16 protein-coding genes and 1 tRNA gene are annotated in these 15,141 nt (G+C 68.7%); 2 read left to right on the forward strand and 15 right to left on the reverse strand.

Features of this window, described 5'->3' with window-relative positions; translation table 11 throughout:
• Positions 1–4 precede the first annotated feature (4 nt).
• The 8 genes from KVT45_RS34995 to KVT45_RS35030 all read right to left on the reverse strand — a co-directional run bounded on the left by KVT45_RS34995 (position 5) and on the right by KVT45_RS35030 (position 3,651).
• Positions 5–211, reverse strand: coding sequence for a hypothetical protein (locus tag KVT45_RS34995; protein ID WP_217553180.1), 207 nt, complete (start codon positions 209–211; stop codon positions 5–7).
• A gap of 5 nt (positions 212–216) precedes the next feature.
• The gene (locus KVT45_RS35000; protein ID WP_217553181.1) at positions 217–399 is read right to left on the reverse strand and encodes a hypothetical protein; all 183 of its coding nucleotides are present in this window, start codon (positions 397–399) and stop codon (positions 217–219) included.
• A 95-nt stretch (positions 400–494) separates the two neighbouring features.
• Entirely contained in the window at positions 495–812 is a 318-nt protein-coding gene (locus KVT45_RS35005; protein ID WP_217553182.1) for a SpdD protein, read from the reverse strand.
• A gap of 20 nt (positions 813–832) precedes the next feature.
• Positions 833–1,015, reverse strand: a complete 183-nt coding sequence (locus KVT45_RS35010) for a mobile element transfer protein (RefSeq protein ID WP_217553183.1) — start codon at positions 1,013–1,015, stop codon at positions 833–835.
• Between the two features lie 19 nt (positions 1,016–1,034).
• Positions 1,035–1,691 (reverse strand): DUF2637 domain-containing protein, encoded by a 657-nt coding sequence (locus KVT45_RS35015; protein WP_217553184.1) that lies wholly within the window; start codon positions 1,689–1,691, stop codon positions 1,035–1,037.
• A gap of 39 nt (positions 1,692–1,730) precedes the next feature.
• Positions 1,731–1,895, reverse strand: a complete 165-nt coding sequence (locus KVT45_RS35020) for a hypothetical protein (protein ID WP_217553185.1) — start codon at positions 1,893–1,895, stop codon at positions 1,731–1,733.
• An 86-nt stretch (positions 1,896–1,981) separates the two neighbouring features.
• Positions 1,982–3,319 carry an FtsK/SpoIIIE domain-containing protein gene (locus KVT45_RS35025; protein ID WP_217553186.1) on the reverse strand — a complete coding sequence of 446 codons (1,338 nt, stop codon included), beginning with the start codon at positions 3,317–3,319 and terminating at the stop codon, positions 1,982–1,984.
• 2 nt (positions 3,320–3,321) lie between these two features.
• Positions 3,322–3,651, reverse strand: a complete 330-nt coding sequence (locus KVT45_RS35030) for a hypothetical protein (protein WP_217553187.1) — start codon at positions 3,649–3,651, stop codon at positions 3,322–3,324.
• Positions 3,652–3,864: 213 nt separating this feature from the next.
• Between KVT45_RS35030 and KVT45_RS35035 the strand changes: the two genes are divergently transcribed.
• Positions 3,865–4,623, forward strand: a complete 759-nt coding sequence (locus KVT45_RS35035) for a GntR family transcriptional regulator (protein WP_217553188.1) — start codon at positions 3,865–3,867, stop codon at positions 4,621–4,623.
• Here KVT45_RS35035 and KVT45_RS35040 read toward each other — a convergent pair whose 3' ends face one another.
• From KVT45_RS35040 to KVT45_RS35055, 5 genes are all read right to left on the reverse strand, one after another.
• On the reverse strand, positions 4,624–5,241 hold the full coding sequence (locus KVT45_RS35040) for a nuclease-related domain-containing protein (protein ID WP_308310952.1): 618 nt from the start codon (positions 5,239–5,241) through the stop codon (positions 4,624–4,626).
• 925 nt (positions 5,242–6,166) lie between these two features.
• Positions 6,167–6,301, reverse strand: coding sequence for a hypothetical protein (locus KVT45_RS57805; RefSeq protein WP_302832603.1), 135 nt, complete (start codon positions 6,299–6,301; stop codon positions 6,167–6,169).
• A gap of 157 nt (positions 6,302–6,458) precedes the next feature.
• Positions 6,459–6,971: a phosphoribosyltransferase gene (locus KVT45_RS35045; RefSeq protein WP_217553189.1), complete on the reverse strand. Its 513-nt coding sequence runs from the start codon at positions 6,969–6,971 to the stop codon at positions 6,459–6,461.
• A gap of 10 nt (positions 6,972–6,981) precedes the next feature.
• Positions 6,982–7,557, reverse strand: a complete 576-nt coding sequence (gene dcd, locus KVT45_RS35050) for a dCTP deaminase (protein WP_217553190.1) — start codon at positions 7,555–7,557, stop codon at positions 6,982–6,984.
• 83 nt (positions 7,558–7,640) lie between these two features.
• Positions 7,641–7,799: a hypothetical protein gene (locus KVT45_RS35055; protein ID WP_217553191.1), complete on the reverse strand. Its 159-nt coding sequence runs from the start codon at positions 7,797–7,799 to the stop codon at positions 7,641–7,643.
• A 272-nt stretch (positions 7,800–8,071) separates the two neighbouring features.
• Between KVT45_RS35055 and KVT45_RS35060 the strand changes: the two genes are divergently transcribed.
• A tRNA-Gly gene (locus tag KVT45_RS35060) sits at positions 8,072–8,142 on the forward strand.
• 736 nt (positions 8,143–8,878) lie between these two features.
• Here KVT45_RS35060 and KVT45_RS35065 read toward each other — a convergent pair.
• On the reverse strand, positions 8,879–14,221 hold the full coding sequence (locus tag KVT45_RS35065; RefSeq protein WP_217553192.1) for a tetratricopeptide repeat protein: 5,343 nt from the start codon (positions 14,219–14,221) through the stop codon (positions 8,879–8,881).
• Positions 14,218–15,048, reverse strand: a complete 831-nt coding sequence (locus tag KVT45_RS35070; RefSeq protein WP_217553193.1) for a hypothetical protein — start codon at positions 15,046–15,048, stop codon at positions 14,218–14,220. The genes KVT45_RS35065 and KVT45_RS35070 overlap by 4 nt, the downstream gene beginning before the upstream one ends.
• Positions 15,049–15,141 lie beyond the last annotated feature (93 nt).

Raw genomic sequence — 15,141 nt, forward strand, 5'->3', positions numbered from 1 at the left:
GCGGTCACCGGCCCTTCCGGTGAGCCGGGCCATGGTTGTCGGTCCAGTCCTGGACGAGCGCCTTGACGTCGGTGTCGCCGTTGGCGTGGTCCTCGGCACCGCAGCCGCCACACAGGTAGTCGCCCTGAGAGGTGCTGTAGCGGGTGCCGCCCTTCACGCGCAGGCCGGGGAAGTCCTCGGTCGGTCGTAGGTCGGCGGGGAGCTTGGGCATGCCGGTCACCTCCCGATGCGGACGAGCGCGGGGGTGGGGGCAGTGGTGCCAGTGCCGTGGCAGGCCGAGCAGGTGACGGTGAGGGTGGTGCGGGTGCCGTCCGGGTTGCGGGTGCCGGTCGTGATGGCGGCGCGGGCGAAGCCGTCGCAGTCGCGGCAGACGCGCGGGCTCGGGGTGTTCCGGGGCATGATGAGGCTTCCCTTTCGGGTCCGTTGGATCAGGAAGTGGGTTGAGGCGCCCGGAGCGGCGGAAGTTTGGCGACCGAGGCCGCCCCGGGGGCCGTTCAGATGTGCTTGTTGAGGTCCTTCAGCAGCGACTTGAGGACGACCGCGACCAGCGCCACCGAGACGGCGGTGATGGCCACGGCGAGGAGCATGGAGACCAGGACCGCGCCGACGACCAAGACCACGGCGCCACCGCCGGCGGCGAGGGCGAGCGCGGAGCTCGGGGTGAGCTGAACGGTCGGCCGGGCCGGGGCCGTCTGCACGACCGAGGCCGGGGCGGGAACCGTCGGGACGGCGGCCGCCGGGACGGCGGTCTGGGGCGTGACGGGTGCCGTGGCCGGGGCGGTGTCCGGGGTCGGGTACTTCGGGGTGAACATCGGTGGATCTCCCTTCGGGTTCAGGCGCAGGTGTGGGTGCGGGCGGCGAGTTCGGCGGCTGCTCGGTCGAAGTACTCGTTGGAGACACCGCACTTGGGAGCGGTGCAGGCGGCGATGTGCTTGGTCTGGCCATGGCCGTTGTTGAAGGTGGCGACCTTGACCGGCCCGATGCGGATCACGTTGTAGAAGCGGTTCGGGCGCACGGTGGAACCTCCTTTGCTGTCAGGCGAGTTGGGCGACGATGGCGAGTGCGAGGTCTTCCGGGACGCCGAGGCGGGCACGCAGGGTGGCCGCGTCGATGTCGGCCCCGGTGCGGGCTCGGTGGTCGGTGGCGACCTTGCGGGCGTGGTCGATCAGGGCCGGGGGCACGCTGGGAGCGGCCTTGGGCAGTGCCGGGACGGGCTCCGGCTCAGGGATCTCCGGGGCCGGGTCGGGTATCTCGGAGCGGTCGACGTCGACCACCGGACGGGACGCCGGCTCCTGCTCGACAGCGGCCGTTGGTGCCAGGTCCGGGGTGTGGTCGGTGTGCTGGTGGGCGAGGAGGGTGCCGCCGAGGAAGGCGAGCGCGGGCCAGCCGGCGACGCCGAGGCGGAGCAGGGCGGGCGGGTGGTTCATGTCGAGGAAGCCGGCCGTGGCGATGTTCGCGCCCAGCGAGGCGACCAGGGCGACCACGAACCAGCACCAGGCCAGCCGGGACCGCTGCGCCCGCAGCCGGCGCCACGCGGCGACCAGCAGCAGGTCAACGCTGATCGGGTAGGCCCAGGCCTTCCAGCCGGTCTGTCCGGCGGCTTGGGCGAGGTCGTGCAGGTGGGCGAAGGACAACGCACCCGCGATCACAGCCTGAACCAGTACCGCGTCCGGACGGATCGAGCGCTTCATCTCTTCACCTCCTTCAACGTGTTGGAGCAGGTCAGGGGACTAGTTCGGGGCTTCGCCGGATCCGAGGCAGTTGAGGCAGAACCCCGTCTGTTGGCCGACGGTGCGGCGCTTGCGGCCGACCTGGACCGAGCGGGAGACCTCCCCCGAGCCCTTGCAGACCGAGCACGCGGCGGGCTTCGGCTCCGGGGTCTTCGCCCTGGTCATCGGCGATCTCCTTCCGGGTTTTGGGCATGGAGCGGGTAGGGACCTGGCGCGAGGCGGTCGCGCCGACCGGGGTGCAAGCGGGGGGATTACTCGGTGACCGGTTCCGGGATCACCAGCGCGGGAGCCTTGGCCGGCGCGCTGCGGACGATGGGCCGGAACGGGTCCAGGAACGGCAGGTCCGGTGTCAGGTGTGCGTGTTCGCGGCAGACGGCCGCCGCTTCGTCGGGGGTGGTCTCGGGGGTGCGGATGCGGGACCAGCCGCCGGAGGTGTCGCCGGCCACCGCGACGCCGGGACGGTCCGCCCGGATCGCTGTCACGGCCGATACCGCGTCCGGGGCGATGTCGCCGAGGCCCATTTCGGCGGTCTGCTTGTCGTTGACGCGGTGCACCACGCGGCCGGTGAGCTGGGCTCGCAGGGCGGTGGCGCCCCTGCCGAGGTCTGAGCCGAAGCGCTGCCCGCACACCTCCAGGTAGATCCCGATCGCACGGGCCATCTGCCCGAGCCGGACCAGTTGCATGACCGTGTGGTCGCGGGCGGGTTCGTCCTTCTTCGAGGTCACCAGGAACAGTTCCGCGATCTCGTCTATGAGGACCACCAGCGGCACCGGGCGGACGTCCTCCGGCAGGTCCCACAGGTCCGAGGCGCCGTGGAGGGCGAGCAGGTCGAAGCGCTCTTCCATCTCCCGGACCAGGGCGTCGAGCAGCAGGCCGGCGGACTGTGGATCGGTGGCGAGCGCCGACAGCCGGGAGGCGTAGCGGGACTGCTCGACACCGCGCTTGCAGTCGATCCCGACCAGCCCGATCGGGAGCTGAGCCAGCCCCTTGATCAGGTTGCGCTGGTACATGGACTTGCCGGACAGGGTGGCGCCCAGGGTCAGTGACATCGGTGCCTTGCGGTAGTCCCGCTCGTACACCGAGCCGTCCTCGCGCAGCGCGACCGGGACGACCAGGTCACGGGGCTTGGCCGCACGGGGCATGCGGACCCGGTTGAGGACGTCGTAGCCGGTCATCCGCAGCTCGACGTAGCCGGGTTTGGTCTCGGACACGGTCACCGACTGCACCCCGAACGCGTGCCGCAGGCGCTGCGAGGATGCGGCCACGTCCGCCGGCTCCAGACCGGCGGGGAGGCGCAGGGTGACCAGGAGTCCGGTCGACGTGCCGCGGACCCGGCGGATCTTCGGCGGGACCGGCCGGACCTCGCGGTGAGCGACGTTGCGGGTCATGAAGGCCCGCAGGCGGGACGGCTGCACCGTCAGCCCGCACACCTCCATCGTGGAGCCGTAGGTCCAGGTGAACCGGCCCCAGGTGACCGGCAGACCGACCAGCGACCAGTACACGCGCGGGGCGTGGACCTTCGCGTAGCCGAGTCCGCCGGCACCAGCGGCGGCGGTTCCCAGTTCGAGCCAGGGCGTGACGTCGGTCATGGTCAGACCCCGGCAGTGATCGCGACGGCACGGAAGGAGATCCCGTGGCGCTTCTCGCCGTTGAACGTGTTCTCCCAGTCACGGGCCTTCAGCCCGACGACCCGCACCGGCATGCCCGGCGCCAGACCCTCGGGAAGGCCGGTCTCCGGCACGGTCACCTGGTAGAGGTTGCCCTCACCCTCGTCCGAGACCAACAGGCCCACGGTCGACAGGCTCGCGTTGGTCTCCCGGTCCACGGCCCGCTCACCGGTCTTCTTGTTGACCATCTTGGGTTCCGGCGCGGTCGCCACGAACACCACAGCGGTCGAAAGGTCGATCTTGAAAGACGGCATGAGCACATCCCTCGATCACGGAAGCCGCCGGACGCGACCTCTCTAGACATCTCCATTGGAGCGCAACCTGTATAGAGACGTCAAGGGAATCTGTATAGAGATGTTGATCGGGCTCGATTCGGGCTACACGCACGGGGTGGGATGCGTAGCTACGTACACGCGGAGTTTGTAGCTATGCCCTAGGCTGTCTAGAGAAGAGAGGAGGGCTCCCCAATGGCCACCACCGACGACGACCGTCGGCCGAAGTACCAGCGGATCGCTGACTCCCTGCGCGAGGCGATCCAGTCGGGCGAATACGGTCCCGGTGATCGGCTTCCGGGAGAAAACGAGCTGATGAACGCCCACGGCGTGGCCCGTATGACGGCCCGTCAGGCATTGGGTGTACTCAAGGACGAAGGTACGGTCGAGTCCCGCAAGGGCGCTGGCGTCTTCGTCCGGTCCTTCCGGCCACTACGGCGCCGAGGTATCCAGCGGCTTGCGCAGGAGCAGTGGGGTAGCGGTCGATCCATCTGGGCGGCCGACACCGAGAACCGCACGCTCGAAGTGGACCAGGTGGCGGTGTCGGAGGAGGCCGCCCCGGAGAGCGTCGGGCGCGTGCTCGACCTTGCCGACGAGGAGACGGTGTGTATTCGCCGACGCCGGTATGTCCTGGACGGGAAGCCCGTACTGCTCGCAACCAGCTATCTCCCCACGTCAGTAGTGGGAGACTCGGCCATCACGCAGTCAGACCCAGGCGCCGGCGGAATCTACGCGCGCCTTGCCGAACTCGGGTACAAGCCGGTGCACTTCCGTGAGGAGATCCGCTCACGCATGCCCTCGAAGGATGAGGCGACGCTGTTGGGTATCTCCTCAGGCACCCCGGTCATCCTGATCTGCCGGACGGCCTTCGCGGACGAAGGGCGCCCGGTCGAGATCAACGAAATGACCTTGGACGCGGCTTCCTACATCCTGGAGTACGACTTCGACGCGTGATCACCCGGACCATGTTCGCGCGTCTCGCGCAACCTCGTAGATGCGCGCAACCTGTTCCGGTGCGAGTCGAGGAGAGAGGCCCGACAGGACCCGATCAAGGTATTCAACCTCTAGAACGAGCACCGGGGGGTTTGCGCTCTTGACCGTCAGCCTCGCCGCGTGCACGACGGAGATCACGGGACGTACGGGTACGTCGACGCCGAAGCGGCGAGAGAGGGCCCGAGACGTGCGGCGAGCTTCGGACTGACTGATCGCGATGTGCCGGGTTACCGATCCGTTGATGGTGAGGGCGGTGTCGCCGTACCAAACGGTCTTGCCCCGATGCCGCTTTGAGTTGATGGCGAAGACGCCGGCGGGGCCGATGGCAAGGTGGTCGATGTCTGCGCCGCCGGGCCGCTGGATTGCATGGAGGGTGAACCAGCCATAACGTTTGAGCTTGTCCAACTTCCGGGCGGTGATGAGTTCACCGGTGAGCCCAGCCGACCAGCTACGGATCTCCGAGCCGGGCACCCAGCGGTTGATCAACCTCAGGACGGGATTCGGCTGTAGCTCTTGGATCTTCCTCCGTACCGCGTCGCCCGGCCGGTTCTGCGCTAAGTCACTCAACAGCGGCTGCACCCTGCCCCCTCATGGCTGCGTCTTTGCTGCCAGGGCACCACGGAGGCTTGACCAGCGCCAAGACCCGTATCGGCCATGAGCTGTTACAGGTTTCTCTACCTCATCAAGCCGGCTGCGCTCCGCTCCGCCGGGCGCGCTCCCGGCTCCGCTCCGGGCGCCGCTCCTGCCTTCGGCCCGCTCCGCCCGCGCTGCGCCGACGCGCGCCCACGTGGACAACGCCGGGTCATGAGTCGATCACCGTAGAGACCGGCCACGGTCAGAGCCAGCCTCCGGCGGGGGCGCTCAGGCTCCGAGATGGCGGGGGCGCCGTTCGCGTGTGCCGGCGGACAGTGGCGTGCGCGGGGTGCTCCCATCCCGTCTGCCATCGACCCAGGCAGAGCCGAGCAGACGCGGCCCATGGCGTCCAGGTCGTTCGTACAGTGGCGCGCTCCACCTGGACGCCATGAACCACGCCCGCTCCACGGTGTGTGGGTCGACGGCAGACGGGATGGGAGCTGGTGGGCGGTGGGTATTGGCGGATAGGGGGTTGATGACTTATCGCCAGAAGGCGCATGACCTACTACGTACCCCATTGGGAGGCGAGTCAAATCACAGGTTCCACATCCACGGAAGCGCTGTTTGGCCAGGTCAGTCGGGGTCTAAGGAGCGTTCCTAGTACTGAGGCCAGCTAGGTCCAGCGAAGACCAAAGGCTATAGTCTGGCCTATGGACCTGTGAGGTTAATGGTCCACTCCTACTGACACAGTGGAGAAGTGGAACCACACAGGGCGTGAGCGGGCTCCAAGCACAAAAGCTCGGCTCCGGTCTTGCACACCAGAGCCGAGCCTGTGCGTGGAGTCGTTGAGCGGGTCCGGCCGAGTAGACATTGGCCGGGCCCGCTTTTCTAGGGCCTGCCATCGTCCGGCTCACCGCTCATCGTCAGCGCGCTAGCGCGCCAGCTGCTCCACACAGCCTGCGAGCGCCGTCAGCGCCGAGAGGACCGCGATCACAATTTCGGCCTTCGTCGGGCCCCGCTTGTGATCATCGTCGTCCGGCTCTTCGGGCTTTCGCGGATCTGCCATGTCCTACTTCCAGTCCGGTCGTACTTACCCCTGACTACTGGGGTCTTCGGCTCTCGTGTCCGAAGCTTGGGATGGACCGGAAGTGGACGGCAGAAGCATATAGGGCGGCACCGACAGTCACGCTTTCGTGGCAGCGCAGCCCCAGGGTTGGCGACCTCTACAGGGCCTCCCGTGATGGTGTGACCGGCTCCCCCGACTTACGTACTGCAGGCAAAACACTCCAAGGGAAGTTGATCCAGTCGTCGGTCCGCTTCCACACGTACTCGCACTTCACGAGCGAGTGGGACTTCTCATAGATCACGGCGGACCGGACCTCGGCCACGTGGTCGAGGCAGAAGTCGCGGACCAGCTTCAGCGTCTTGCCGGTGTCGGCGACGTCGTCCGTGATGAGGACCTTCTTGTCGCTGAAGTCGATGACGTTGGGGACGGGAGCGAGCATGACCGGCATCTCCAGGGTGGTCCCCACCCCGGTGTAGAACTCCACGTTGACCAGATGAAGGTTCTTGCAGTCGAGGGCGTACGCGAGCCCGCCGGCGACGAACACCCCGCCGCGGGCGATGGAGAGCACTATGTCCGGCTCGTACCCGTCGTCGGCGATGGTCTGGGCGAGCTCGCGGACGGCGACGCCGAACCGCTCGTAGGTCAGGTTCTCCCGCACGTCACCGCTCATGCCCGACCCCTCACACCTGCGTCCGATGGAAATTGAGGTAGGAGCGGGAGGCGGTGGGTCCGCGCTGCCCCTGGTAACGGGAGCCGTAGCGCTCACTGCCGTAGGAGTGCTCGGCGGGGGAGGAGAGCCGGAACATGCACAGCTGCCCGATCTTCATGCCCGGCCACAGCTTGATGGGGAGGGTCGCGAGGTTGGACAGCTCAAGGGTCACGTGTCCGCTGAACCCGGGGTCGATGAACCCGGCGGTGGAGTGCGTGACCAGCCCGAGCCGCCCGAGCGAGGACTTCCCCTCCAGCCTGGACGCGAGATCATCGGGAAGCGAGATGACCTCGTACGTCGAGGCGAGGACGAACTCGCCGGGGTGGAGGATGAAGGGCTCGTCGCCCTCGGGCTCCACGAGCCGGGTGAGGTCCGGCTGCTCGATGGAGGGGTCGATGTGCGGGTACCGGTGGTTCTCGAACACCCGGAAGAAGCGGTCCAGCCGTACGTCGATGCTCGACGGCTGCACCATGAATTCGTCGTAGGGATCGATCCGTACCCGCCCGGCGTCGATCTCGGCCCGGATGTCCTTGTCTGAGAGAAGCACGCCCCGAGGATACGCAAGGCGCGCGGACCCATGAAAACCGTGACGAGTCCGCGCGCCTCTGTTACTGCTGTTTTCTTCGGCCGCTACCGCTTCTCAAGGGCGACCGGCACGACGCTGCGCAGCCGGGCGCACTTCGGGCACCGCACGAGCCGACCGGGGCCGAGCCGCTCGGCCTGCTGCATCGGGAACGAAGTGGTGCTGAACACGTGCCCTTCGGCACAGCGGACGACGGTGTGTTCCATCAAGTCCCTTAAGTCCCTTCCCCAGGAGCCGCGTCGGGCTTACTGCCGTGACGACGGAAAGCCACATTACGGGATCAAAGGGACGGCTCTCCAGGCGGCACTCCGGCCTGCCGGGCCCCTCTCCCACACCTCCACCGTACGCCCCAACTCCCGCCCGGCGCAGCCGGATCCCACCCCGTGAAACACGCACGGACCCCACGGTCTCGGCGCCGGGGGTCCGTCATGGGGTACAGTGAGCGGGCGTTCGGACACCGACTCGGTCGGAGTCTTACGCGGGTGTAGTTTAATGGTAGAACATCAGCTTCCCAAGCTGAGAGCGCGAGTTCGATTCTCGTCACCCGCTCTTCTCGAAGCCCCAGGTCAGTGGCCTGGGGCTTACGCGTTGCCCGGATCCTCCGCTGGTTGCGGACCCGCCAAGGGCATGAAGATCGGGCACGCGGAAGGCGCGGGTGCTTGGCGGGTGCCCTGCACTCACCGCTCCCGATACCGAGGCGTGCCGCTGACCTACGATTTCATGGCGCTCACCGGCGTCGTTCACGTAGTGTCCGGCGGTGCGCCAGGGGAAGGAGTCGAGACCTGCTCCGACCTCCGGGTTGTCCGCCATGCTCTCCTCGAAGTGGCGGTGGATCTCGCTGCGGACGCCCCCGGCGTGGCAGGAGTTGGCCGACAGTCCCTGTCCTGGGGCCGGGACACCTCGACAGCGAACCGTACGTTCGCGGTCTTTGACTGACCGTAGTCGGACCAGGGGTCGTAGGGGACGGTGCTCGAAGTGGATGGCGTCGGAGTCAGGGCCGCGCAGGTTCTCGACGCCCTCGTCCGCGTCCTCTGCCTCGACGTGGAAGTCACCGCCCACCTTCACCGTCTCGCCGTACCCGAGCGACGCCGTACCGCCCTCCGCCGCCCCGGGCCGGCGCCCGATGGCATCCGGCAGCCGGTGATGTCCCGCACCGACCTCCCCGCCCTGGTCCTGAACCGCTACCAGGACGTCCTGGTAGCCAACGCGCTCGCTGTCGTGCTGTTCCTGGCGAGCACTCCCGGCTGGGAGCGCGATTGGGAGGACTGCGCCAGCCGGCGCTGCGTCAGTGCAGCTGGTGGTCGCCCCATTTCAGACCGCGTTCGGCCTTCTCCAGCTGGCTCAGGGCCAAGCCCAGGGCCTCGGCGTTGCCTACTGCGCGGCAGGCGGCGACGGCCCGTCGGTTGACGAGGACGGCTTCCTGGTACTGCCGCACATCCACCAAGGTGCCGCCCAGCAGGAGGACTGCCCAGGTTTCCCAAAGCCGGTCTCCGGCTTCCTGCTTGACCGCGAGAAGCCGTCGGCACACAGCGACGGACTCCTGGGACCGCCCTGCGTCCAGGAGGTCGCCGTTGAGCTCGATCAGCATGTGCCCCTCGCGGTCGTGTCCCTGTGCTCTGCCATAAAGGGCAGCGGCCTGCATACCGACGGTGGCGCCCCGCTCGTACCGGCCCGCCTTCAGCAGCGCCTTGCTGAGGCTGTGCAATGCCGCGCGCTGGGAACTCTCGGCGCCGGTTTCTCGAAATGCCGCGACGGCCCGCTGGTAGGCGGTGACGGCCTGCCCGTACCGGCCCACTTTCATGAGCGTGTTGCCGAGGTGGAAGCTGCTCCTGCCCGTGCCGTCGCCGTCGCCGACTCCGCTGTGGACGGTGACGGCCCGGCTGTAGGCGCTGATGGCTTCCTCGAGCCGGTCCAGTCCCAGAAGTGCGCGGCAGAGGTTGAGGAGCGCGGAGCCTTCTTGGGAGAGGAAGCCGATCTTCCGCATGATGTCGGCGGTTCGCTGGTAGGTGGCGACGGCCTCCTCGTACCGCTCCTCGTCCAGAAGTACCTCGCCGAGGGAGTAACGGGCCACGGCTTCGAGGCGCTCGTCACCCGACTCCACGTAGTGGGTGATGGCCCGCTGGTAAGCACCGACGGACTCCGCGTTGCGCCCCACCGAGGCCAGGGCGTCGGCCAGGTGACGCAGTACCTCGGCTTCGCCGGCCCGGTTGCCGTGTTCGCGGTAGAGGGCCACGCCCCGCTCGCAGACGGTGACGGCCTCCTCGTGCTGCTTGTCGCTCTGCAGACCTTGCCCGAGGAATTCCAGGGCCTCGGCCTCCTTGCTGCCGTCACCGAGCCGTCGGTAGATCTCGGCGGCGCGCCTGCTGACGACGATGGACTCCGCGTACCGGCCCGCCCGGCCGAGGTCGCCGCCGAGTACGCCCGACACCTCGGCTTCGCCATCGAGGTGGCCAGCGTCGCGGTACGCCGCGGCGGCCTGTCGGCGGGCGGTGATGGACTCCTCGACGCGTCCCAGGCCCGCCAGCGCGGCTCCGAGGCCCGCAAGCGCCGCCCCCTCGCCACCACGATCGCCTGTCTCGCGGCAGAGATCGGCGGCCTGCTCGCAGAAGGTGACCGCCTGCTCGTACCGGTCCATGTGCAGGAGGGCGAGGGCGATGCCGAGAAGCGCCTTGTCCTCGGTGTGGCGTTCGCCGGTCTCCCGGAGGATGACGAGTTCCTGTTCGTAGGCGGCGACGGCCTCCTCGTACCGTCTCACATCGAAGAGGTGGGTACCCAGGCTGTGCAGCGTCACGCCTTCACGCGAGCGGTTGCCCGCCGCGCGGTAGAGGGCGGCGGCCTGCTCACGGGCGGTGATGGCCTCCTCGTACCGATGCGCCTTCGCCAGAGCTTCGGCCCGGTTGGTCAGAGCGTGGGCTTCGCCGCTGTGGTTGCCCGTCGCGCGGAAGACGGCGGCGGCCTTCCCGGACGCGGTGGCGGCCTCCGCGAACCGTCCCGCCTCCGCACAGGCACCGCTCAAGTTGATGAGTGCCATGGCCGCCTTCTCGTGGTCGCCGGCCTCGCGTAGGAGGGCTGCGGCCTGCTGGGTGACGGTGACGGATTCCTCGAAGCGCCGCAGATGCATCAACATGAAGCCACGATTGGCGAGTACGTGGCCCTTCACTGCGGGGCGGCCGGTGTCGGGCAGGAGGGCGGCGGCCTGCTCGTAGGCGGTGGCGGCCTCCTCGTACTGGTTCATGTGCCGCAGGGCGTCGCCCAGGTTGGTCAGTGAGTCAGCCTCTTTGCCGTGGTTGCCCTTCTCGTGATAGGTGGCGGCGGCCTGGCGAGTGGGATCGACGGACTCCTCGAAGCGACCCAGCCGCAACAGGGCGTTGCCGAGATTGTAAAGCGGTGCCGCCTCCATCCCATTCAGAATGAGGCGGGTGCCGCTTTCCTCCAGGAGCGCACTGGCTCGTCGGCTGACGATGATGGTCTCCTCGTACCGCTTCGCCGTCATCAGCGCGTTGCCCTGGTTGGTCAAGGCCACGGCCTCAAGGCGCCGCTCACCTGTTTCCCGGTAGACGGTCGCGGCCCGTCCCGCGGCCTCAGCGGCCTCGTCGGCCCTTCCGAGCCGGGCGAAGGCGGAGCTGAGGTTGGCGAACGCTCCGGCTTCCATAGTGCGGTCGCCGTTCTCGCGATAAAGAGCGGCAGCACGCTCGAACACCGTGACCGCCTCCTCGAACCGCTCCATCCTCTCCAGGTAATGACCGAACTCATTGAGGAGGTTCGCCGCGCCGTCGCCATCGCCGGTCTCGAGACGAACGGTGGCGGCCCGCTCGAACGCGGTGATGGATTCCTCAATGAACCCCAACTCGGCAAGGGTCCTGCCGACGTGGGCCAGCGACGTGGCGAGGCGGGGGAGGTCGGCGTCAGGTCCGGCCTCGGCCAACTGCCGGTACAGGTCGTCAGCCTCACGCGTGGCTGCCAGGGCCTTCTCCTGATGTCCTGGCGGAGGGATGGCTATCCGGATCAGTTCTTCCGCACTCTCGGGGAGATCGAAGGCGGGGTGGGCCACGACGAGCTGACGGTACAGGTCGGCGGCTTCGCGTAGGACCGCATGGGCCTGTTCCTCGCGCCCGAGGAGCGACAGGCGGCGGCCCAGGTTTTCGAGCGACCAGGCGAGACCGAGGTGATGGGCTGCGAAGTTGGTCTCGGCCAACTGCCGCTGGATGGCGACGGCTTCCTCGACCGGAGCCAGGGTCTCTTCCTCTCGGCCCACAGCCGACAGGAAGGTGCCGAGGTTGATCAGCGCGTTCGCCAGGTCGGGCTGATAGGCCGTGGGGTTCGCGGCGGCGAGTTTCCGGAACAGGTCGGTGGCCTCCTGAATGGCCTCCAGGCCATCTTCAGCACGGCCCACGCCGAGCAAGGCGCGCCCGAGGTTGTTCAGCGTCGCGGCCAAGTGGTGGGACTCGGCAGCAGGGTTCGTCTCGGCCAGTTGCCGGGACAGGTCGACGGCCTCCTGCGCGGCGGCCAGGCCCTCCTCCAAATGGCCCGCATCGGTCAGTTGCCCGCTGAGGGTGGTCAACGCCCCCGTGACATCGGTCCGTTGGGCCGCAGCGTCGTCGGCTGCCAGTTGCCGGTCCATACCGGCGGCCTCCTGGAGGGCGGCCAACGCCTCTTCCCGGCGGCCATGCTCCGACAGCCGGTTGCCCAAGCTGGTCAGAGACATCACCAGCCTGCTCCCATGGGCGGCGGGGTCGGCTTCGGCCAGGCGCCGGCTGATCGCCACGGACTCCTCGGTGAGGAAGAGCGCCTCCTCCGGGCGGCCCACGTCGGAGAGCCGGTCGCCGAGGTTGGCCAGGGAGGTCGCCAAGCGGCCGAGGTGGCCGAGGCGTTGGGGATGATCGGGACGGTCCGGGGCGTCGTCCACAAGCTGCCGGTACAGGCGTACGGCCTCCTCGGTGGCGGTGACCGCCTCCTCCCTGCGCCCCGCGTTGGCACGGCGCCACGCCAGGGTGCCGTACAGCCAGGCCCGCTCGCCGGGGTCCTCCGTGGTGGACAGACGATGGGCGATCAGGACTTCCATGACCGCGAGGATGCCGATGTCCAGGTTGACGTCGCGGCCCTCGGGCAAGTGGGACTCGACGGCCTCCAGTACGGCCAGCAGCTCGGGGGCGATGGATCCGTCGTCCGGGGCGCTCGTGTCGCCGAGGGCGGCGAGCGCGGTCAGGGCAGGGCTGCCTGCGGCGATCGCGAGGCCGGGATCGCGACGCAGCAGTGGGTACAGGACGTCCTTGCCGATATGCGCCCAGCGGCCGGCGGCCGACGCCAGGAAGGTCACCGCACGCGGGGCGATCACCTCCCGGACATCCTCTTCCACGGACACCTTGGCGAACTCGGCCGTCAGAGTCGCAGGGGCACCGCTCGCCCAGGGGTCCGGTTCGTAGGAGCTGATGTCGTGCCCAGGAGTGAGCAGGCCGAGGAAGTCCTCGGCGAGCCGGTCGGGATAGAGAGGCTCCAGAACCAGTGCACGGTCGACGGGCGGGTAGCAGAGCCGGTGATCGTCCAGGACGTTGAGCGGTTCGGGCAGCCGCAGTCTCTCCAGGGCCTGCATCCCCAGGTCATGGCTTACCGCTCCCGTGAGCACCGCCGTGAACACGGTCTTGGCCATGACGGACTGCTTGGTCCGGTAGTCCTGCCCGTGCCGTCCGGCGTCGACGAGCTTCTGCCATGCCAGGCGTTCGCGGTCGAGGAGGTACGCCGACAGCTGGTGCGGCTCGGACAGAGGCGCGGGCGCGCCCCGTTTGCGGGCATCGACGGCGACCAGGGCAGCCATGTGCAGGTTCAGGGGCAGGCCGAAGTCACGGTGGTCGAGGGAGCTGGTCGGCTGGACGCCCGCTGCGTCCGACAGGTCGTACAGGTCGGCCCCGGCGTAGCGGTCGCGGGCGGCGGTGAACATCTGAAGCCTGTCCGCGGCCAGCGAAGGGAGCCGTAGGTCGACAGCGGCGGCACGACGGTCGGCCAGTTCGGCCCGGAGAGCCGCGAACCAGCGGACGGTCCGGCCGATCAGCAGAACACGGGTGGGGCGTTGCTCGTGGAGAACGGCGTAGGACAGCAGGTGTTCCAGCTCGCTGTGCGCCCATCGGTCCGCGTAGTCGACGACCAGAAGTACTCCGACCGCGTCATCGGGCGGGGCTATTCCACTGGGCGGGAGGGACGGACCGGGGAAGACGCCTTGGAGCCCCGCTTGCAGGACGTGCCATCGCTGCTGTCCCCGCCCACTCCGGGTCTGCCCGGCGAACTCCGCGGCGAGCCGGGTCTTGCCCTGTCCGCCGGGGGCGTGCAGGAGCAGGACCGACAAGTCCTCATCCCTGGCGTCCCGCCACTGCCGAAGCCGCTCCAACTCGGCTTCCCGGCCGACGAAGGGCACAATCTGGCTGCGTGCGTCCAGCAGGCGGCTGGGCTGCGCCATCAGCTTCGTGGCGTCGGGGGCAGCGGGAGCGGGGAACTCCTCGATGGTGGGGAGACGTGAGCCGTAGATGTTGTTGACCGTGGCTGTCGCGCCCGGTCCCTGGACGACCACACCACCGTTCGATGCGTGCGCCTCGTAGTAGTACCGGAGGGTCTCGGAGTTCGCCGGATTCCCTGTCATCGCCAGCCGCCGTTGTTGTTGACGTTCGCGCTGGCACCCGGCCCCTGAACGACCACACCTCCGGACACCGCGTCCGCCGAGTAGCGGTCCCCCCGAGCCGCTTCCTCGCCGGCGGGCCTCTCCCCGTCGCCCCCGCGACGACCGCCGGGCGGCGCATCACCCGGCTCGGCCTTGCCCGGATTCGGGTCTGCCTCCGGCCCCAGGTCCAGTCGTCGTACATCGGCACCCGGCACCCAGATCCAGGCCGAGCCCTCGTACTCCTTCTCCTTCACCCGCACATGCCGGAACTCATCCGCCCGGACGCTGGTGTACGCCTCCTCCTTCACGACGTCACGGAAGACAGGCTCCGACACCCCGACGGCCAGACAGGCGCCCGGGGCCCGAGCGAGTGCGGCGCGCAGGACCGCGGAGTCGAGGATGCGGCCGAGCTCGACCGGAGCCGGGCCGATGAAACCGTTGGCGCCCGGCGAGGCCGGGCCGAAGTGAACGGCTGCCCTGAGCCTGAGCCGTGCGTGCGGCTCCCGGTTGCGGTTGAAGGTCCGCAGACCGAAGTCCAGGATGCGCATGAAGGCGTCGACCAGGGTGGGCTCGGAGGCCCCCTCGGGCAGGACCACGAACAGCGAGTCCCCACCCTCCTGCGTCATCCATCGCGAGCGGTCCAACCGGGCTGCCTCGGCCGCCTCGTGCAGCAGCCGCGTGATCGCCTCCTGGAACTCGCCCTGCGTCACTGCGTCGGCGCCGCCGTATCCCTTCGCGTCGACCGCCAGCAGCAGCCTGCGGCCGAACACCCCCATGGCGCCCGGGGCTTCCTCACTGTTCTCTGCCATGACACCTCTCGGTACACGTACTTCAGGGGGCATGTTGTGTGACTCAAATCCCCTGCAATCATTGGAGTTGCTCACGTCAGACCGGCACCCGCT

The organism is Streptomyces sp. GbtcB6 (assembly GCF_019091475.1).
In the GTDB taxonomy this organism is placed as follows: Bacteria; Actinomycetota; Actinomycetes; order Streptomycetales; family Streptomycetaceae; genus Streptomyces; species Streptomyces hyaluromycini.